Raw genomic sequence first — 18,147 nt, 5'->3', positions numbered from 1 at the left:
GCGTTTAGCCCGCGAAACGCAAGTGGGTGCCCTGACCTGCGGGATCGCGATTAGCCCGCGAAACGCAAGTGGGCACCTTCCTCGGCCGCCAGCACCTCGCCGCTGAACTCCTTCCGCGCTTCGGCCACCGAGATCTCGCGGTCGGAACCGGGCCAGAAGTGGGTGAGCAGCAGCCGCCGCGCGCGTCCGCGCTCGGCCCAGTACCCGGCCTCGCTCGCCGTCGACACCAGGCGTGGTGTCTCGTCGGGGGACGGGCCTTGCAGCGTGGCGTCGGCGATGAGCAGATCGGCGTCGCGCGCCAGTTCCGCGAGGATCGGGCTGGGCCCGCTGTCGCCGGTGTAGGCGACGGTGAGCCCGGGCGCGGTCAGCCGGACTCCGTAGTTCGGCACGTGGTGCGGAAGCAGGAACGTGGTCATCCGGAACGGCCCGACCTCGCGCGGCGGGCCGAGTTCGTGCACGTCGAAGATCGTCGTCGGATGCGGCCGGGGCTCCATCGCTTCGAGCCGTCGCACGGTGCCGGGCGTGCAGTGCAGCGGGATCCTCGGCTCGTCCGGCAGTCCGTAGGCGCGGGCCCGGCCGAGCGCGCTCACGTCGGCGCAGTGATCGGGATGCTCGTGCGTCACCACCACCGCGTCGACCCGGCCGCCGGGGCAGTGTTCGAACAGCCGCGACGCGGCGCCGTAACCGAGGTCGAGCACCACCTTGAAGCCGTCGTGGACCAGGAGGAAGCCGGCGCAGGCGCGGCCCGGTTCCGGCCAGGCGCCGCAGCTGCCCAGCACGGTCAGCTCGCTCATGCGCGCAGTCTCCCAGTGCCGATTCTGTCGGACCCCCCGGGTAGCGTGCGAAGGGTGCTGACCGTCTCCACTGTGAATGTCAACGGCCTCCGTGCCGCCGCGAAAAAGGGCTTCGTCGAGTGGCTGGGCTCGACGAAGGCCGATGTCGTCGCTTGCCAGGAGGTCCGGGCCGAGCTCAAGGAGCTCCCGGCCGGTGCCGCCGCGCCCGAAGGCTGGCACGTGGTGCACGCGCCGTCGGTGCAGAAGGGGCGCAACGGCGTCATGCTGTTCAGCCGCGCGGAACCGGAAGAGGTCCGCATCGGTTTCGGCGAGCCCGAATTCGAGGACAGCGGCCGCTACGCCGAGATCCACCTGCCGAACGTCGTGGTCGCGAGCCTGTACCTGCCCAGCGGCGATGTCGGGACACCGCGTCAGGACGAGAAGGAGCGCTTCATGGCGGCGTTCCTGCCATACCTCGTCGACCTGCGCGCCAAGGCCGAGGCCGCCGGACGTGAGGTCGTCGTCGTGGGCGACTGGAACATCGCCCACGACAAGATCGACCTGAAGAACTGGCGCGGGAACCAGAAGAGCTCGGGCTTCCTGCCGGAGGAGCGGGAGTGGCTCGGCCGCGTGTTCAGCGAGGCCGGCTACGTCGACGTGCAGCGCAAGCTCGATCCGGAAGGCCCCGGCCCGTACACATGGTGGTCGTACCGCGGGAAGGCGTTCGACAACGACACGGGCTGGCGCATCGACTGCCAGATCGCCACTCCCGGCCTGGCCGAGCGGTGCACCTCCGTCGTGGTCGAGCGGGCCGAGACCTACGACCAGCGCTGGTCCGACCACGCGCCGGTGACGGCGACGTACTCCGGATAACCTGCGCACAGGAGAAATCCGAGGGGGTGCGATGGAGACGAACGAAGCCAGGCGTATCGAGGCGACGAACGCCGAGCGCTACGCGATGTCCGGCCAGTACGGGTGGGAGTTCAGCCCGGACGCGCCGAACCTGCTGGAGCGGTGGACGGTCCTGCCGTTCAACCAGCGCGGGGACAAGCGGATGGCGTTCGGCGCGCTGAGCGGCGCGTACAACGGGCTTCGGTTCAGCGTCTTCGATTATCACCGCCGCCCGACGGTCACGAGCGTCCACACGCGGTGGACCAACAAGAAGGTCAACGAGCTCGACACGATCTCGATCGACACGGTCTGGGTCGTCACCCTGCCCGCGCCGATGCCGAACTTCCAGATCGTGTCGAGCATCGAGTCCGCCTGGGACGTCGATCAGTACCCGGAGCCCGCCACCGCGGACCGGAAGTTCAACCGCTGGTACAAGCTGATCGACACCGACCCGAACGTCGCGGTCGGCGTGCTCACGCCGCAGGTCGCCGCCACGATGCGGTCGTCGAAGCTGCACACCTGGTCGCTGGTGGGCGCGGAACTGGTCTACGTCGAGAATCCGACCTTCGGCCGGACCAAGCCGGACGACGTGCTCTCCACGCTCGGCCGGCTCGCCCAACTGGTGTCGCTGTTGCCGTTCCACCTCGGCGGCGGGCAGCCCGCCGCGCCACCTCCGCCGCCGCAGCCCCACTATCCGCACCAGCCGTATCCGCCGCAGAGCCCCGGATATCCGCCCCCGCCGCAGTACGGTCAGCCGCCGTATCCGCCACAACATCCGGGATACCCGCCACCGCAGTATCCGCCACAGCAGTACCCGCAGCCCGGGTATCCGCCACCGGGGTACCCGCCGCGCGGTTACTGACGGAGCTTCGCGCTCTCCGTCCACACTGGACTTTCGACGAAGTGGTTGTCGAACTTTTCCTGACTGTCCAAGAGATCCTGGACGGTCGCCTCGCCGTGCCCGACCTTCTCCAGTAGGCGGAAGTAGTCGAACCGTTCCACGCCGGGGATGAAGACGATCAGGACGTCCGCCGGCGAGTCCACCGCCGCCCGGAACGCGTGCGTGGTCAGTGGCGGCACGACGAGCATGTCCCCTTCGGAAACGGTCAGGATCTCTTCTCCCACAAGGACTTCCAGCTGCCCACCGAGCATGAAGAACATCTCGGAGGAGCCGGTGTGGTAGTGCGGCGTCGCGCCGTCGGCGCCGACGCCCAGCTGTGTTCTCGCGCTGCTCATGACTCCGCCTGTGGTCGAGACGTCGGCGAGCAGCGTGACGAGCGAAGGCGCCGCGCCGACGGTTTCGGCTTCGGCGGCGCGGACGAGGACGGGTTCACGGGTTTCGATGCGCTGAGTCATGTCGACGATAGTTCCACTGCTGATAGTTCGCTGTCAAACTATCTCCTGTCGAATAGACTGCGTTCGTGAGTGAACAACGAAGCGCGGACGCGATCGACGCCGTCGTCGACGCCTGGCACCGCGAGCGGCCGGAACTGGACTTGACCGCGATCGGGGTCGCCGGACGCCTCGGCCGCGTGACGATGCTGACCACGCCGATGGTCGAGGCCGTGTTCGCGAAACACGGCTTGAAACAAGGGGAGTTCGACGTGCTCGCGGCGCTCAGGCGATCCGGGAAGCCGTACACGCTGATCCCGTCGGAGCTGTCCGCGACGCTGATGATGTCCAGGGCCGGGATGACCAGCCGGATCGACCGGCTCGAGTCGGCGGGGCTGGTCGAGCGGGCGCTGGATCCCGAAGACCGGCGCAGCTTCCGGGTCACGTTGACCGAGCGCGGATTCGAGGTCGTCGACGCCGCGATGACCGAGCACACGGCGAACGTCGCGAAGCTGCTCTCGCCGCTGGGGGAGGACCTCGGCGTCCTCGACGCTTCGCTGCGTCGGCTGCTGGCGTCCCTCGACGGAAACTGAAGGGGCCCTTCACCGCGTCACATGCGGCGAAGGGCCCCTTCGGTTCCCTGGATGGATCAGCAGTACAGGTTGCCGCCGGGGTCGACGCCGAGGATGCCCGTGAACTGCTGGTACTTGCTCACGCGGCTCTGCACCTGCGCGGGGTTGCCGCCGTTGCACTCGATGCTGCCGTTGATGCTGCGGATGGTCTCGCCGAAGCCGCGGCCGTTGACCATCGCGTCGTGCGGGGTCATCGTGCCGGGACCGTTCTGGGTCATCCAGTACCAGATGCCGGTCTTCCAGGCGACCGCCGCGTCGTTCTGCACCAGCCACGGGTTGGTCAGCAGCGGCAGGCCCAGCGCGTCGCCGGCGGCCTTGTAGTTGAAGTTCCAGCTGAGCTGGATCGGGCCGCGGCCGTAGTACGCGGCGTTGCCCGCCGGGCACCCGTAGGACTGGCTCGTGTCGCAGTAGTGCGGGTAGTTCGCCTCGTTCTGCTCGACGATGTGGACGAGGCCGCCGGTTTCGTGGCTGACGTTCGCCAGGAAGGCGGCCGCCTCCTGCTTCTTCACGGTGTCGCTGCCTGTGCCCGCGAAGGCCGGGTACGCGCTGAGGGCGGTGACCAGGCCGTTGTAGGTGTAGAACGGGTTCCGGCTCGGGAACATCTGGTTGAACTGCGCCTCGCTGACCACGAAGCCGGAGGGGTTCGGCGGATTGGTCGTGCCGCCGCCGCAGGCGCCCTGATCGGCCCAGACCTGCGCCGTGCCGGGGGTTTCGTTCTGCGTCCACCACTTCGCGGACCAGTTGTGCCCGTTGTAGGAGGCGGTGTCGCCGCCCCAGTAGACCGAACTCGCGTTCCACGGCGCCACGCAGTCCGCGGCGGAGGCGGACTGGGTCGGGATCACCACGGCGACCGTGGTGGCGGCGAAGGTGGCGGCGACCGCCGCGAGAATACGTCGAAGAGACATCGGTGGCTCCTTCGTACGAGGGGACCATGCAGGGAGATATTGGTCTATACCTTTTGAAGGGTATGGCCAACAGGTATAGACCATTGCGGACAAGAAACCAACCGCGGAAAGCCGGATCGTGCCTGTTCGGCCGCGTGCGACAGCCGAATGGCCCAACCATGTCCGGTTTTGTCAGAAAACGATCGCGCGCACGACAACTCTGAGAAGAGGGGTGCTCGAAAGATCCCCCCTGTGAGGGGCTACTCTCGTGCCCCGAGTTGATCAGAACCCACAGGTCTTGACACGCTCGGTAGTTTTTTGACCAGCAACCTGGAAATGCTCACTCGTTCGGGTTAGCGTTCCGGTTCGGCAAAGTCACGTCACGGGAGGCACTCCGGTGCGGAACCCAGTTCATCTCCTGATGCGATCGTCCGTGCCCGTCGCCAGGGTCGCGGCGGTCATCGCGATCCCGGTCGCGTTGCTCGTCGCGGGCGCCGTTCCGGCGTCGGCCGCGGAGTCGACGTCGCGCTCGGAGATGGCGTTCGGGCTGCTGGGCCCGGTCGGCCTGATCGCCGTCGCGCTCGGCATCGTCGGCATGGCCCTCGGTGTGTTCCGTCAGCGCCGGAAGGCCCGCGCGGCCGCCGTCGCCCCCGCTCCCGCCGCCCCGGTCCAGCCCGCCGCCCCGCCTGTCGCCGCGATGGCCGAGGCCGACGTCCTCACTTCCCAGCAGCGTCCCTGACCTGCGCTTTCCCGCGTCGGATCGCGTTTAGCCCGCTAAAGGCGACACGCCTCCCGGATCGCGTTTAGCCCGCTAAAGGCGACGCGGCCGATTTCTTGGGTAGGTACACCTAGTCCGGCCCGGATTGTTTAGCCGCTCGCTGATCGCCACGCTCGGGTCCATGACGGTGACGCGGCGTCGCAGCCGGCCCGGTGACCCCTTCCCCCGTGCCTTGGACCTGGCGATCACGGAAAGCGGCCTCGGGCTCGACCGGATCCGGCATCGCCTCGCCCAGCAGGGCGTCCGGATCAGTGTCGCGACCTTGAGCTACTGGCGGACCGGAAGAAGCCGCCCCGAGCGGTGCGACTCCCTGAAGGCGGTCGCGCTGCTGGAGCGGCTCTTCGAACTGCCGCACGGCTCCTTGCTGAACCGGCTGGGCCCGCGTCGCCCCCGGGGACGGTGGGGCGACGCGGGGACCGGCTCAGACGCCGGCGTTGGTGCGGATCCAGCTGCGGAAGTAGGGGACGTCCACGTAGATCGACGGCCCGGTCGCGCAGGTGCTGCTGTTGTTCCCGGCGCGGCTGGTGGCGCCGACCAGCTGCCAGACACCGTTGACCTGCTTCACCTGCGGGCCGCCCGAGTCGCCGTAGCAGGCGCCCTTGTTCCCGCCGGGGTTGTTGGTGCAGATCTCGCTCGCGCCGCTGATCCCGAGGCAGCGGCTGTCGGCGACGATCGAGGTGTTCAGTTCCTGCAGGGTGATCGGGGCACCACAGGCGCCCTGCGGGGCGCAGGTCTGGCCCCAGCCGATGATCCGCGTCGCGGTGCCGACGGCCCCGGACGCGTCGGCGATCGTGACCGGCGCCTGCGACACCGCCGTCGAGAGGCGCAGCAGCGCCAGGTCGGCGCTCGGGTGGGCGATGCGCTGGGCCACGCGGGCGACGGAGCCGCCGCTGGTGCGGTTCGTGGTGCCGACGCGCACCTGATACGGCGTACCGCAGTGCTTCGCGGTGACCACCCAGGTCGAGCTGATCAGTGAGCCGCCGCACTGGTGGCCACCGGAGCTGGACTGCTGGGACACCATGAACGAGTACACCTGGGTCGCGTTGCCGCCGCCGACGATGTTCGGCTGGACGCCTCCGGTGGGCTCGGCCGCCGCCGCGACGCCGGAAAGCGAGAAGACGGCCGCGGCCGCCATGGCCAAGCCCATCAGCAGGGATCGTGCCTTCATCTGGGTTCTCCTTCGGTGTGGCCGGAAGATCCGGTGCCATGAACGCTAGGAATCGGACACCGCGCCCAGAACCGTCGGAAGTATGTGGCGTTTAACCGTTTAGCCTGTTCGGTCGGGCCGACCTCGGATGACCCGCCGCGGCGTGGCCTGACAGAATCCGGGCGTGTCCGACGAACAGAAGCGCCCGCGCGTGCTCTCCGGGATCCAGCCGACCGCCGACTCGTTCCACCTGGGCAACTACCTGGGTGCGCTGCGGCAGTGGGTGCGGCTCCAGGACACCCACGACACCTTCTACATGGTCGTCGACCTGCACGCGATCACCGTCGAGCAGGACCCGAAGGTGCTGCGCGATCGCACGCGCCGCTCGGCCGCGCAGTTGCTCGCGCTCGGGGTCGACCCGGCCCGCAGCGCGCTGTTCGTCCAGAGCCAGGTGCCCGAGCACGCCCAGCTGAGCTGGGTGCTGGAGTGCCAGACCGGGTTCGGCGAGGCGAGCCGGATGACGCAGTTCAAGGACAAGGCCGCGAAGCAGGGCACGGATCGCGCCAGTGTCGGCCTGTTCACGTACCCGGTCCTGCAGGCCGCGGACATCCTGCTGTACCAGGCGAACGAGGTCCCCGTCGGCGAGGACCAGCGCCAGCACCTGGAGCTGACGCGCAACCTCGCGCAGCGGTTCAACAACCGCTACGGCAAGACGTTCACCGTGCCGGAGCCGCATATCGTCAAGGACACGGCGAAGATCTACGACCTGCAGGACCCGACCGCGAAGATGAGCAAGTCCTCGTCGACCGGCAACGGTCTCATCGAGCTGCTCGAAGACCCGAAGAAGTCTGCGAAGAAGGTGCGCTCGGCGGTCACCGACACCGGCCGCGAGATCGTCTTCGACGCCGAGAACAAGCCGGGGGTCTCGAACCTGCTGACGATCCTTTCCGCCCTGACCGGCCAGCCGGTCGCCGAACTCGAGAACTCCTACGAGGGCAAGGGTTACGGCGATCTGAAGAAGGGCGTCGCGGAGGCGTTCGTCGAGTGGGTCACGCCGGTGCAGGAGCGCGTCCAGTCGTATCTGGACGACGTCGCCGAGCTCGACAAGGCGTTGGCGCTCGGTGCGGAACGGGCCCGGGAGGTCGCTTCGGTGACCTTGCGGAACGTCTACGAGAACATCGGGTTCCTTCCCCCGGCAGGCTGATTCGCGCTGCGCGGTCGCGGCCGCGTGGTTAGCGTTTCAAGGTGGCGAAAGATGACGGCGCGAGGCCGGACGAGGACAAGCTGTTACCGCGCCTGAGGCGGAAGTATGGCTGGCTCGATCACCTCATCCGGGCCAACGACGCCTTCACCGAGCGCTATGGCAACCACTACGCGGCCGCCATCACCTACTTCAGCGTGCTTTCGGTGATCCCGATCTTGATGGTCGCCTTCGCGATCATCAAGATCGTGCTCGCCGGCGACCAGGTGGTGACGAACCAACTCGTCGACGGCATCAAGAAGTCGGTCCCGGAAGGCCTGAGCGATCTCGTCGGCAGCATCATCAAGGCGGCACTGGACTCCGGCGGCGGCATCGGGGTCTTCGGTCTGCTGCTCGCCCTGTATTCGGGCATCGGCTGGATGTCGAACCTGCGTGACGCGCTGACCGCCCAGTGGGGGCAGGAAAAGCAGAAGCTGCCGCTGGTTTCGACCACCATCAAGGACCTGCTGTCCCTCGTCGGGCTCGGTCTCGCGCTGGTGGTCTCGTTCGGCCTCACCGCGGCGGGCAGCGGTGTCGGGCGGTTCCTGCTCGAACTGGTCGGCCTCGAAAACCAGGGCTGGGCCGTGTTCCTGCTGAAGGTCGCGACGATCCTGCTCGGCCTGCTCGCGAACACCCTGGTGTTCCTGTGGGTCATCGCGAGGCTGCCCCGTGAGCACGTCGCGTTGCGCAGCGCGGTCAAGGGCGCGATCTTCGCCGCGGTCGGGTTCATCGTGCTTCAGCAGGCCGCGACCGTCTACCTCGGCAGCGTCACGAAATCACCGGCGTTCACCCTGTTCGGCCCGGTGATCGGTCTGCTCGTGTTCGCGAACCTCGTTTCGCGGTTCCTGCTGTTCGTCACCGCGTGGACGGCGACGGCGAAGGAGAACATGCAGACGGTCGTCGAGCCGCCGGCCCCGGTGCTGATCCACCCGAGGGTGACCGTTCAGCAGGGGCCGGGGCTGGGCGCCGTCGGCGGGGCTTTCGCGACCGGCGCGCTTCTCGGCTGGTTCGGCCGCCGAAAGTCCTGACCGACCGGCCGGGACCCTGCTGCGCCTACTCGCCCGCCATGGCCTTCTTGCGCTGGTGACCGACGACGAACGACGCCACGATGATCAGGAAGACGGCCAGCGTGATGATCCAGCCCGTCACTCCGAACGGGTCTTCGGCCGCGGCCGCGGCGCCGCTGTTCGCCGCGCCGTCGGCGTTCGGCGCGGCGTTGGCCGGGTCCGCGTTCATCGTCTCCGGTGACCGGTATTCGATGCGCCCCACCGATTCGGCCTTGGCCTCGCGCAGCGCGAAGCCGTAATCGAGGAGCTTCGCGGCCTGTTCGGTGACTCGCGTCGGGCGCTGCTCGGCGCGAAGCATCACGACCGCGATCCGGTGCCCGTTCTGGAGCGCGCCGCCGACGTAGGTGTGCCGCGCGTCGTCGGTGAAGCCGGTCTTACCGCCGATAAAACCGGGGTACGTCCCGAGGAGTTTGTTGTCGTTGTAGATCGTGATGACCGGCTTTCCCGCGGTGGGCGGGACTTCGAAGCTCTTGGTCTTCACCACCTGCGCGAATTCGGGCTTCTTCATCGCGTAGTGGAAGATCAGGCTCATGTCGTAGGCCGAGGTCGACATGCCGGGGCCGTCGAGCCCGGACGGGGTCGCGGCCCGGGTGTCCGTGGCGCCGATGCGGGCGGCCAACGCGTTCATCTTCACGACCGTCGCGTCCACGCCGCCGAGCACGGTGGAGAGCGCGTGCGCCGCGTCGTTCCCGGAGTGCATCAGCAGCCCGTGCAGCAGCTGGTCCACTGTGTACTGACCGCCCGCGGCGATGCCCATGCAGGTGCACTCCTGCTCGGCGTCCTCCTTGGTCGGCACGACCATCCTGTTCGGCGGGAGCTCGGTGACCACGACCAGCCCGAGCAGGACCTTGATCAGCGACGCCGGCCGCTGACGGGCGTGCGGATCCTTCGCCGCGATGATGTCGCCGCTTTCGAGGTCCTGCAGCACCCACGCCGCGGAGGTGTTCCCCTCGGGCGGGTTGAGCGCGCGCGCCGGCAGCACGAAGCCGCATTCGGCCATCCGGTCGCCGCCCACCGGAACCGGCGGGACCGGCAACGGCGCCGGCACGGCCTCGCCGGGGCGCGGCTTCTCGGAGGTGTCGATCGGCGCGGGAGGCGTCGTCTTGTTCGCGCACGGCTGCGCCTGGGCTGGTGGCTTCGGGGCGGCTGTGGCCACCGGCGTCACCGCGAGGGCGAGCACACCGGAAACGAGGACCAGGAGCGACCGGGAGATAGCGCTGTGCACCCGAGCAATGTAGCGTCGCCTGCCCCGCTGCATACTCAGGGGCATGCGCATTTCGCGAGGTACTTCGATGTTCCTGCTGGGTTTCGGCGTGTGGTCGTGGATCATCTGGATCACGTTCGCCAAGAACCTCTGGGACAGTGACCGCGCCTGGGCCGCTGACGGCTCACCCACCGCCTACTTCATCGTGCACGCGGTGCTGACCGTCGTCTCGTTCGTGCTCGGCACCATCATCGGCGTCATCGGTCTGCGCACGCTTCGTGGCGCCAAGTCACGGGACGCGGAAAAGGCTGACGCCTGATCCGGTTTGTCGTCCTTTTGACGGTGGTGGCCGGTCTTCGGCTCGCTTAGGTTCACTCCACCGAATCATGGAGGTGGAATGTCCCGGATCAGACGCCTGCTCGTCCCCGCGCTCGTCGCGGCGGCGGCGGGAAGCGTGTTCGCGGCCCCGTCGGCGAGCGCCGCGCCCGCGCCGCAGTGCGACACCGCGAGCGCGCCGTTCAACTACGTGGTGCTCTACAACCCGCGCACCCCGGAACGCAAGGTCGACAGCGAGCTGCGCGCGAAGTGCGGCGAGAAGGTCGCGTACTACCCGGAGATCGGGGTCGCGGTGGCGACCTCGCGCAACGCCGACTTCCAGGCGAAGATCGGCGTCTTCCGCGCCTACTCGGGCGGTCGTGACGTCGCGTTCCCGCCGGCGGCCACCGCCCGCTCGACCCGCTCCGCCGTGGTCGACACCAAGGAAAGCGAAGAGACCACCAGCGTCGCGGTCGAAGAGGACCTTTCGGCCCAGCAGTGGGACATGCGGGCGATCCAGGCTCCCGAGGCGAACAAGGTCTCCGGTGGCAGCCGCTCGGTGACCGTCGGCGTGCTGGACTCGGGCATCGAGCCCACCCACCCGGCGCTGAAGGCCGCCCTCGACCCGAACGTGTCGGCAGGCTGCAACAGCGGCGCGCCCGACACCACGCCCGCCGCCTGGGCGCCCACGACCTCCGACCACGGCACGCACGTCGCCGGCACGATCGCGGGCAAGGACACCGAGCGCGGCTTCACCGGTGTCGCGCCCGGCGTCAAGCTGGCGTCGGTGAAGGTCGTGAACGACGACGGCCTGATCCTCCCCGAGGCCGCGGTGTGCGGGTTCATGTGGGCGGCGAAGCACCGCTTCCCGGTCACGAACAACAGCTACTACATCGACCCGGGCATGTTCTACTGCTCGAAGGAGCCGGGCGACGCGGCCGCGTACGAGGCCGTCCGCCGCGCGGTGGTCTACTCGACCGGCCGTGGCGTGCTGAACGTCGCCGCCGCCGGCAACAGCGGCTTCGACGTCACCAAGCAGACTACCGACCCGAACCGCCCGCACCCCGTCGACTCGACCTGCGGCATCCTGCCGAAGGCGATCGAAGGCGTCGTGACCGTCTCGGCCATCGGCTACGCGGGCACGAAGTCGTCCTACAGCAACTTCGGCGCCGGCCAGGTCGAGGTGACCGCCCCCGGCGGTGACCGCGCCCAGCTGCCGCCCGCCGGCCAGGGTGCCGGTTGCCCGCTGTCGACCATCTTCAACGGCGCCTACGGCACGAAGTGCGGCACCTCGATGGCGTCCCCGCACGCCGCCGGTGTCGCCGCGCTGCTGGCGTCCCGCTACCGCCACGCTCCGCCGCGGCTGCTGACCTGGCTGCTGGAGCACCAGGCCGACGCGGTCGAGTGCGGCACCGCCGCGCCGGTCTGCGAGGGCCCGGCGAAGGACAACTCGTACTACGGGCACGGCCGCGTCAACGCCCTGGACGCGGTGAAGTAGTTCTTTTCGGTTATTCGGGGCCGGTCCACCTGGTGGGCCGGCCCCGAATGCGTTCCGGCCGAAAAGTGGCGCTTGCCGAAAAGCAAGATTCTTTCGGTGACCACCCGATCACGTGCCGGATTTTTCGGTCTCGGCGGCCCGCGGGCGAGGTAAGCTCGTGTGGGTGAAGCCCCAATGGGGTAGGTGCCGAGTGAAGGTCGAGCGACTTCGGTTAGTGTGCCGTCCACCACATCGGCACCGATGGGGGCGACCAATCAACCTCGCGAATGGATGCACATGATGACCGGCGGTTCTGAGACGGGTGGCAACTAGCCATCGCCTGGCTCCGGCATGAAACCCGTGCCGGAGCGTCAGCCGTTACGCGTGTAGTCCGCGACGAAGCCCATCCGCTGGCTCATCTGTGGCTCCCTGGCGGAGAACTCGACGATCACGTCGTTGTTCCGCACCTTCTTCTTGAAATTGCGCGCCCCCTGATTGCGCACGGTCAGAGTCGCGGGGTTCGGTACGTCGCGGAAGATCACTCGGTGGGTGAACTTGCAGACCTGCTTGTCGAAGACCACGTCGAAGTCTTCCGGCTCCGCGCCGCTCATCAGGTCCGCCGACATCTTCGGCCACCACCACTCGACCGTCACGAGGTCGCCGTCCGCGACCCGGTTTCCCAAGTGCACGTAGATGTCGAGGCGGGGTTTGCCGGTCTTCGAGTTCTTCCAGACCGACGTGGCCTTCGCACGCGTGCGCTCGGACGCGCTTTCCGGTCTCGCGTGGTACGCCTTGCACGAGATTCGCCGTTTCGCCCTGGCGGTCAAGGGCGTTATTCCGTAGTAGGTCATCTTGAGCGAAACGTATCTCGGCTTACCGTCAGCGGCGGCGTTGAGGATCATGTTGCGTTTGCAGTAGACGTCGCCGTTGCTCTCGACGATGGTTTCTTGCCGCCACTCACGGAGGACGATCGGTGAATCCGTGTGCATACTGTCGGCGTAGTCGTGAAGAATGTTCTCCACGTTGACGAGTTTGTTGCGTTGACGTTGCGTTCCGGCGAACGAAACCAGCGCGGCCGTGACGAACAAGGTGCCGGCGGCGGTGGCGAAAGCCGTTCTGAGCCACGCGATACCGAAGATCTGGCCGAGGAGGCCGACCGTGCCCAGCATGGTGATCGTACTTCCGAAGACGCGAATGTAGCCGTGTTTGTAAACCAGTTCTTCGATTTCCGCGATCAGAGGGACGAGTCGCTGCGAAAGGATCGCGCGCAGCTCCGAACCAGCACCCATCGCCTCGCCGCCCCTCGATCACCCGGCTTGGTGACTCTCCAGGCTATCTCAGTCACACACTGTTTCCAACGGTCTTCTTGGCGGCGAAGCACCTTTCGCCGGATTCGCGAGCACTGTCCTTCTCGCTACGTTGTGAACACCTTCGACAGTGGGGAGTTCACGATGTCGGTGTTCGGTCGGTTGGTTCCCGTGGTGGTAGGGCTGGCGATGCTCCCGCTTGTCAGCACGCCCGCGGCGGCGGCTCCGGTGGCACCCTGCAGTGAGGAACCGCGGGAGCTGCCCATCAACGAGTTCACCGACTATCGCGAGATGGTGCGGGAGCTCGGCAGGCTTGAGCGCGTGAGCAAAGGGCGGGTAACGGTCGAAGAGGTCGGGCGGTCGAACCGCGGCCGGGTGATCCACCAGGCGACCGTCGGGACCGGCCCGAAGGTCTTCGTGGTCTCCAGCGAGATCCACGGGAATGAGAAGACCGGCACCGACGCCCTGCTGCGCATCCTGGACTACCTCGGCACATCCGAGTCGCGGGACGCCGAGCGTCTGCGGAAGACCATCACCTTCGTCGCGGTGCCGAAACTGAACCCGGACGGTGCCGAACTCGACCGGCGCGGCAACGATCTGTCCTGGGCCGAGGTACAGCGGAAGTTCCCTCAACTGAAGGATCGGCCACCCGCCTGGAACTACCTCAGCGACGTCCTCCAGGGCGACGACTACCGGAAACGGCCCGGCTTCGACGTCAACCGCGACTTCAATCCGGACCTGAACTACGTCCCGCGCGCGGAGGACTTCCCGGGCGCGCCGGATCAGCCGGGCTGGTTCATCACGCCTGAGGCGCGGGCACTGCGTTCGGTGTACGTGGAGCTGACCGCCCGGCGCGGGAAGGTGCCCGACGTCTACGTCGATCTGCACCATCAAGGCGCGTGCGTCCGGCAGGAAGGCAGCGACCGGCTGCTCGACGTCGGGATCGACTACCCACCGCTGCCCGACAAGTTCTTCGAGCCCGGCCAGAAGTACGCGAAGTACCGCGACGTGTACACAAAGGACGAATCAAGGCAGCTGGCGATCAGCGGGTTCAACGGGATGACGTCGCGTGGGTTCGTCGGGGCGCGGTATCCGCACGGGGCCGATCGTGACCTGCCGGGGCAGGCGCGGTGTTCGTTCGCCTTGAACGGGACGGGGACGGTGCTGTTCGAGGTGCGAGGTCAGACGCAGACGCTCGGGCAACAGCACCGGGAGCACTTCACGCGCGCGGTGATGGCCGGGCTGTACAACATGCTGCGGGATGTGAGCACGGGCGCTGTGGATCGCATCGATCCGGACGCTTTCGACCAGCTGCCCGGAACCGCGGACTCGGCTGCTCTCGCTCGGGTGCTGGAGTAGCGCGCTGTCCGTGAAGGCCTCCTTGAGGGACCCAGGGTCCCTCAAGGAGGCCTTCACGGACGATCAAGCCGCACGAGAGATCAGACTGACAGGTGGGCGCGGACGTGTGGACGCTGCGAGACGAGCCGCTTCCAATTCGGCCAGCACTCCGGCGGGATCAGTCAGCAGGCGGGAAGGCAAGGTCTGCACGACGATTATGCCAGCGGTCGCGTAGCGCGTATTGCGCATGACCGTGCGCTTGTAGTCCTCGCGATAGAAATGGAAGTCGAACGAGTCGATCTCCCACGCGAGCGCGATGTCGTCCCACCAAGCATCAGGGCGACCGATGTAGCGACCATGACCGTCGCAGATCTCCGGATTCCAGTGGCTTGGCTGAACCATGAGGCTGCGACTCAAAATTTTGGCCCGTGCTTCCGCGACCGAGTGGAGATCCTTCCATTCGCCGAGAATTCTGCGTGGGATCGCAGTGCCTCGTTTGGAACCCTCGTTCAGTTCGTGGGCCAGTGCTTCAGGCGAACACCGGCCGCGCTGGATGGCTTCGACGAGAAGGCGTCCGACGGGTTCGACCGTTCGAAGACGTCGGCAAGCGTCCGTGGTCGCGCGAACGAGCGGAGCGAGGGGAACGCCTTCGTGGATTCGTGCTTCGGGCAGACGATGGGTTCGCTCGACGGTCACGAATTCAGCGCTGCGGACTTTGTGTTCATGGGGAATGAGAACGTGAATGTCGTTGTCCGGAGGTAGCTCGCGGGGGCGAAGCCCGTGCCGTCGGCAGGCTTCCACGCCGGTCACGAGCGCGCGAGGACCCGCATGCAGTAGCGCGCCGATCACCCGTTCTTCGATTGTCGGGGGCGCCTGGTGCAGCAGGATGACTCCTGGTAGCAACCGTTGCCATGGGCCGCCGGGCAGGCATCTTCGGTAGATGACCTTGCTGCTCATCTCGAGCGATTCCAAGGTCGTCGCCTTGATGACGCCGTGCCGGCTTCGCTGCTGGAGCAGTTCGGGGTGCTCAGCCCATCTGCCGCGCTTGTTCATGATCACAGAGTGGGCCCGGCGGCATCGCGATCACCAGACACACTTCTTCGACCTGTGGATAACCGACCCCTTGTGGATAACTGCCCAGAAGTCCGTGAAGGCCTCCTTGAGGGACCCAGAGTCCCTCAAGGAGGCCTTCACGGACAGAGCAGAAAGCGTTAGACGCGCTTGAAGAGCAAAGCGCGCTTCACTTCCTGAATGGCCTTCGTGACCTGGATGCCGCGCGGGCAGGCGTCGGTGCAGTTGAACGTCGTCCGGCAGCGCCAGACACCCTCGGAGTCGTTGAGGATGTCGAGACGCTCTTCGGCGCCTTCGTCACGCGAGTCGAAGATGAACCGGTGCGCGTTGACGATCGCGGCCGGGCCGAAGTACGAGCCGTCGTTCCAGTACACCGGGCACGACGACGTGCAGCAGGCGCACAGGATGCACTTGGTCGTGTCGTCGAACCGGTCGCGGTCGGCCTGCGACTGGATCCGCTCGCGCGTGGGCTCGTTCCCGTAGGCGATCAGGTACGGCTTCACGGCCTTGTACGCCTCGAAGAACGGGTCCATGTCGACGTAAAGGTCCTTGAGCGTCGTCAGGCCCTTGATCGGCGCGATCGTGATGGTCGTCTTCTTACCGTCCTGCGACAGCAGGTCCTTCATCAGGACCTTGCACGCCAGCCGGTTGATGCCATTGATCTGCATCGCGTCGGAACCGCAGACGCCGTGCGCGCACGAGCGCCGGAACGAGAACGTCCCGTCGATGTAGTCCTTCACGTAGAAGAGCAGGTTCAGCAGCCGGTCGGTGCGCTGCGCCGGGACGTCGTAGGACTCCCAGTGCGGCTCGGTGTCGATCTCGGGGTTGAACCGGAGGATCTTCAGCGTGACGGTGATCGGCGTGTGGTCGGAGGACACGGCCTCCGACTTCTCGGGGGTGGCCGTGGTCATCAGTACTTCCGCTCCATCGGTTCGTAGCGGGTGAAGGTCACCGGCTTGTAGTCGAGGCGGACGTCCGCCGACAGGCCTTCGCCCTGCTTGTAGGCCATGGTGTGCCGCATGAAGTTCGTGTCGTCGCGGTTCGGGTAGTCCTCGCGCGCGTGCCCGCCGCGGGATTCCTTGCGCGCCAGGGCGCCGACGACCAGGACTTCGGCGAGTTCGAGCAGGAAGCCCAGCTCGACGGCCTCGAGGACGTCGGTGTTGTACCGCTTCCCCTTGTCCGACACGGTGATCCGGCTGTACCGCTCCTTCAGCGCCTGCACGTCGGTCAGCGCCTGCTTGAGCGTGTCCTCGGTGCGGTACACCGAAGCGTGCGAGTCCATCGTCTTCTGCAGCTCGGTGCGGATGTCGGCGACGCGCTCGTCACCGTGCTCCGAAAGCAGCAGCGCGAGCTGGTCTTCCACCACGCGAGTCGGGTTCTCGGGCAGCTCGATGTGCTCGTGCGCCAGCGCGTACTCGGCGGCGGCGATGCCGGCGCGACGGCCGAAGACGTTGATGTCCAGCAGCGAGTTGGTGCCGAGCCGGTTCGAGCCGTGCACGGACACGCACGCGACCTCACCCGCGGCGTACAGGCCGGGGATGACGTTCTCGTTGTCCCGCAACGCCTCACCGTGGACGTTGGTCGGGATGCCGCCCATCACGTAGTGGCAGGTCGGGAACACGGGCACCGGCTCGGTGACCGGGTCGACGCCCAGGTACGTGCGCGAGAATTCCATGATGTCCGGTAGCTTCGCGTTCAGCGTCTCTTCCGGGATGTGCGTGACGTCGAGGACGACGTAGTCCTTGTTCGGCCCGCAACCGCGGCCCTGCAGCACTTCCTGCACCATCGAGCGGGCGACGATGTCACGCGGCGCGAGGTCCTTGATGGTGGGGGCGTAGCGCTCCATGAACCGCTCGCCGTCGGCGTTGCGGAGGATGCCGCCCTCACCGCGCACGGCCTCGGAGATGAGGATGCCGAGCCCGGCGAGACCTGTCGGGTGGAACTGGAAGAACTCCATGTCCTCCAGCGGCAGGCCCTTGCGGAAGATGATGCCGAGGCCGTCACCGGTGAGGGTGTGCGCGTTCGACGTCGTCTTGAAGATCTTGCCCGCGCCGCCGGTGGCGAACACGATCGACTTCGCCTGGAAGACGTGCAGCTCGCCGGTCGCCAGCTCGTAGGCGACGACGCCGGAAGCGGCCGGGTTGCCGTCCTCGTCCGGGGTCAGCACCAGGTCGAGCACGTAGAACTCGTTGAAGAACTCGGTGCCGTGCTTGACGCAGTTTTGGTACAGCGTCTGCAGGATCATGTGTCCGGTGCGGTCCGCGGCGTAGCAGGCGCGGCGCACCGCGGCCTTGCCGTGGTCACGTGTGTGCCCGCCGAAGCGGCGCTGGTCGATCTTGCCTTCGGGCGTCCGGTTGAACGGCAGGCCCATCTTCTCGAGGTCGAGGACCGCGTCGATGGCTTCCTTCGCCATGATCTCGGCGGCGTCCTGGTCGACCAGGTAGTCGCCGCCCTTGATCGTGTCGAAGGTGTGCCACTCCCAGTTGTCCTCTTCGACGTTCGCCAGCGCGGCGCACATGCCGCCCTGCGCGGCACCGGTGTGCGAACGCGTCGGGTAGAGCTTGGTGAGGACCGCGGTGCGGGCACGCTGGCCGGATTCGATGGCCGCGCGCATCCCGGCGCCACCGGCGCCGACGATCACCACGTCGTACTTGTGGAACTGCATGAGGACTCCGCTTACCTGTGGTGGGG

At 67.3% G+C, this 18,147-nt stretch carries 18 protein-coding genes; 9 read left to right on the top strand and 9 right to left on the bottom strand.

Features of this window, described 5'->3' with window-relative positions; all coding sequences use genetic code 11:
* Positions 1–50: 50 nt before the first annotated feature.
* The gene (locus ACIRGA_RS17240) at positions 51–794 is read right to left on the bottom strand and encodes an MBL fold metallo-hydrolase (RefSeq protein WP_400942145.1); all 744 of its coding nucleotides are present in this window, start codon (positions 792–794) and stop codon (positions 51–53) included.
* 45 nt (positions 795–839) lie between these two features.
* Between ACIRGA_RS17240 and ACIRGA_RS17235 the strand changes: the two genes are divergently transcribed.
* Together ACIRGA_RS17235 and ACIRGA_RS17230 are read left to right on the top strand one after the other, a co-directional pair.
* The gene (locus ACIRGA_RS17235; protein WP_400942143.1) at positions 840–1,646 is read left to right on the top strand and encodes an exodeoxyribonuclease III; all 807 of its coding nucleotides are present in this window, start codon (positions 840–842) and stop codon (positions 1,644–1,646) included.
* A gap of 31 nt (positions 1,647–1,677) precedes the next feature.
* On the top strand, positions 1,678–2,526 hold the full coding sequence (locus tag ACIRGA_RS17230) for a hypothetical protein (protein WP_400942141.1): 849 nt from the start codon (positions 1,678–1,680) through the stop codon (positions 2,524–2,526).
* On the opposite strand, the gene ACIRGA_RS17225 is transcribed toward ACIRGA_RS17230, so the two are convergent.
* Positions 2,520–3,020 carry a cupin domain-containing protein gene (locus tag ACIRGA_RS17225; RefSeq protein ID WP_400942139.1) on the bottom strand — a complete coding sequence of 167 codons (501 nt, stop codon included), beginning with the start codon at positions 3,018–3,020 and terminating at the stop codon, positions 2,520–2,522. The two genes, ACIRGA_RS17230 and ACIRGA_RS17225, sit on opposite strands and share 7 nt — an antisense overlap.
* A gap of 65 nt (positions 3,021–3,085) precedes the next feature.
* On the opposite strand from ACIRGA_RS17225, the gene ACIRGA_RS17220 reads away from it, so the two are divergent.
* Positions 3,086–3,589 (top strand): MarR family winged helix-turn-helix transcriptional regulator, encoded by a 504-nt coding sequence (locus tag ACIRGA_RS17220; RefSeq protein WP_400942137.1) that lies wholly within the window; start codon positions 3,086–3,088, stop codon positions 3,587–3,589.
* A 56-nt stretch (positions 3,590–3,645) separates the two neighbouring features.
* On the opposite strand, the gene ACIRGA_RS17215 is transcribed toward ACIRGA_RS17220, so the two are convergent.
* Positions 3,646–4,533 (bottom strand): glycoside hydrolase family 19 protein, encoded by an 888-nt coding sequence (locus ACIRGA_RS17215; protein WP_400942135.1) that lies wholly within the window; start codon positions 4,531–4,533, stop codon positions 3,646–3,648.
* 400 nt (positions 4,534–4,933) lie between these two features.
* On the opposite strand from ACIRGA_RS17215, the gene ACIRGA_RS17210 reads away from it, so the two are divergent.
* The gene (locus tag ACIRGA_RS17210) at positions 4,934–5,251 is read left to right on the top strand and encodes a hypothetical protein (RefSeq protein WP_400942133.1); all 318 of its coding nucleotides are present in this window, start codon (positions 4,934–4,936) and stop codon (positions 5,249–5,251) included.
* A 460-nt stretch (positions 5,252–5,711) separates the two neighbouring features.
* On the opposite strand, the gene ACIRGA_RS17205 is transcribed toward ACIRGA_RS17210, so the two are convergent.
* Positions 5,712–6,458, bottom strand: a complete 747-nt coding sequence (locus ACIRGA_RS17205; protein WP_400942131.1) for a S1 family peptidase — start codon at positions 6,456–6,458, stop codon at positions 5,712–5,714.
* A 163-nt stretch (positions 6,459–6,621) separates the two neighbouring features.
* Here ACIRGA_RS17205 and trpS point away from each other — a divergent pair, with 163 nt between their 5' ends.
* Together trpS and ACIRGA_RS17195 are read left to right on the top strand one after the other, a co-directional pair.
* Positions 6,622–7,641 (top strand): tryptophan--tRNA ligase, encoded by a 1,020-nt coding sequence (gene trpS / locus ACIRGA_RS17200; RefSeq protein ID WP_400942129.1) that lies wholly within the window; start codon positions 6,622–6,624, stop codon positions 7,639–7,641.
* A 41-nt stretch (positions 7,642–7,682) separates the two neighbouring features.
* Entirely contained in the window at positions 7,683–8,705 is a 1,023-nt protein-coding gene (locus tag ACIRGA_RS17195; RefSeq protein ID WP_400942127.1) for a YhjD/YihY/BrkB family envelope integrity protein, read from the top strand.
* 25 nt (positions 8,706–8,730) lie between these two features.
* On the opposite strand, the gene ACIRGA_RS17190 is transcribed toward ACIRGA_RS17195, so the two are convergent.
* On the bottom strand, positions 8,731–9,969 hold the full coding sequence (locus ACIRGA_RS17190) for a D-alanyl-D-alanine carboxypeptidase family protein (protein WP_400942125.1): 1,239 nt from the start codon (positions 9,967–9,969) through the stop codon (positions 8,731–8,733).
* Between the two features lie 43 nt (positions 9,970–10,012).
* On the opposite strand from ACIRGA_RS17190, the gene ACIRGA_RS17185 reads away from it, so the two are divergent.
* Both ACIRGA_RS17185 and ACIRGA_RS17180 read left to right on the top strand, forming a co-directional pair.
* On the top strand, positions 10,013–10,267 hold the full coding sequence (locus ACIRGA_RS17185; protein WP_125732324.1) for an SCO4848 family membrane protein: 255 nt from the start codon (positions 10,013–10,015) through the stop codon (positions 10,265–10,267).
* 78 nt (positions 10,268–10,345) lie between these two features.
* Positions 10,346–11,761 (top strand): S8 family peptidase, encoded by a 1,416-nt coding sequence (locus ACIRGA_RS17180; RefSeq protein WP_400942122.1) that lies wholly within the window; start codon positions 10,346–10,348, stop codon positions 11,759–11,761.
* 350 nt (positions 11,762–12,111) lie between these two features.
* Here ACIRGA_RS17180 and ACIRGA_RS17175 read toward each other — a convergent pair whose 3' ends face one another.
* Complete coding sequence (locus ACIRGA_RS17175) at positions 12,112–13,029, bottom strand: hypothetical protein (RefSeq protein WP_400942120.1); 918 nt, start codon at positions 13,027–13,029, stop codon at positions 12,112–12,114.
* Positions 13,030–13,191: 162 nt separating this feature from the next.
* On the opposite strand from ACIRGA_RS17175, the gene ACIRGA_RS17170 reads away from it, so the two are divergent.
* The gene (locus ACIRGA_RS17170) at positions 13,192–14,406 is read left to right on the top strand and encodes a M14 family zinc carboxypeptidase (protein WP_400942118.1); all 1,215 of its coding nucleotides are present in this window, start codon (positions 13,192–13,194) and stop codon (positions 14,404–14,406) included.
* 63 nt (positions 14,407–14,469) lie between these two features.
* Here ACIRGA_RS17170 and ACIRGA_RS17165 read toward each other — a convergent pair whose 3' ends face one another.
* From ACIRGA_RS17165 to sdhA, 3 genes are all read right to left on the bottom strand, one after another.
* On the bottom strand, positions 14,470–15,438 hold the full coding sequence (locus ACIRGA_RS17165) for a hypothetical protein (RefSeq protein ID WP_400942116.1): 969 nt from the start codon (positions 15,436–15,438) through the stop codon (positions 14,470–14,472).
* A gap of 158 nt (positions 15,439–15,596) precedes the next feature.
* Complete coding sequence (locus tag ACIRGA_RS17160) at positions 15,597–16,367, bottom strand: succinate dehydrogenase iron-sulfur subunit (protein WP_125691319.1); 771 nt, start codon at positions 16,365–16,367, stop codon at positions 15,597–15,599.
* Positions 16,367–18,121: a succinate dehydrogenase flavoprotein subunit gene (gene sdhA, locus ACIRGA_RS17155; RefSeq protein WP_400942113.1), complete on the bottom strand. Its 1,755-nt coding sequence runs from the start codon at positions 18,119–18,121 to the stop codon at positions 16,367–16,369. Before sdhA ends, ACIRGA_RS17160 begins: the two co-directional genes overlap by 1 nt.
* Positions 18,122–18,147 lie beyond the last annotated feature (26 nt).

It is taken from the genome of Amycolatopsis sp. NPDC102389, from assembly GCF_044765885.1.
Taxonomy (GTDB): Bacteria; Actinomycetota; Actinomycetes; order Mycobacteriales; family Pseudonocardiaceae; genus Amycolatopsis.
This window is presented reverse-complemented; position numbering and strand designations above follow the sequence as displayed.

Bases quoted from the DNA above. Each gene is read 5' to 3' on its own strand.
- ACIRGA_RS17240 (WP_400942145.1), bottom strand. From the start codon at position 794: ATGAGCGAGCTGACCGTGCTGGGCAGCTGCGGCGCCTGGCCGGAACCG.
- ACIRGA_RS17230 (WP_400942141.1), top strand. From the start codon at position 1,678: ATGGAGACGAACGAAGCCAGGCGTATCGAGGCGACGAACGCCGAGCGC.
- ACIRGA_RS17225 (WP_400942139.1), bottom strand. From the start codon at position 3,020: ATGACTCAGCGCATCGAAACCCGTGAACCCGTCCTCGTCCGCGCCGCC.
- ACIRGA_RS17215 (WP_400942135.1), bottom strand. From the start codon at position 4,533: ATGTCTCTTCGACGTATTCTCGCGGCGGTCGCCGCCACCTTCGCCGCC.
- ACIRGA_RS17210 (WP_400942133.1), top strand. From the start codon at position 4,934: ATGCGATCGTCCGTGCCCGTCGCCAGGGTCGCGGCGGTCATCGCGATC.
- ACIRGA_RS17205 (WP_400942131.1), bottom strand. From the start codon at position 6,458: ATGAAGGCACGATCCCTGCTGATGGGCTTGGCCATGGCGGCCGCGGCC.
- ACIRGA_RS17185 (WP_125732324.1), top strand. From the start codon at position 10,013: ATGCGCATTTCGCGAGGTACTTCGATGTTCCTGCTGGGTTTCGGCGTG.
- ACIRGA_RS17180 (WP_400942122.1), top strand. From the start codon at position 10,346: ATGTCCCGGATCAGACGCCTGCTCGTCCCCGCGCTCGTCGCGGCGGCG.
- ACIRGA_RS17175 (WP_400942120.1), bottom strand. From the start codon at position 13,029: ATGGGTGCTGGTTCGGAGCTGCGCGCGATCCTTTCGCAGCGACTCGTC.
- ACIRGA_RS17170 (WP_400942118.1), top strand. From the start codon at position 13,192: ATGTCGGTGTTCGGTCGGTTGGTTCCCGTGGTGGTAGGGCTGGCGATG.
- ACIRGA_RS17165 (WP_400942116.1), bottom strand. From the start codon at position 15,438: ATGAACAAGCGCGGCAGATGGGCTGAGCACCCCGAACTGCTCCAGCAG.
- ACIRGA_RS17160 (WP_125691319.1), bottom strand. From the start codon at position 16,367: ATGACCACGGCCACCCCCGAGAAGTCGGAGGCCGTGTCCTCCGACCAC.
- sdhA (WP_400942113.1), bottom strand. From the start codon at position 18,121: ATGCAGTTCCACAAGTACGACGTGGTGATCGTCGGCGCCGGTGGCGCC.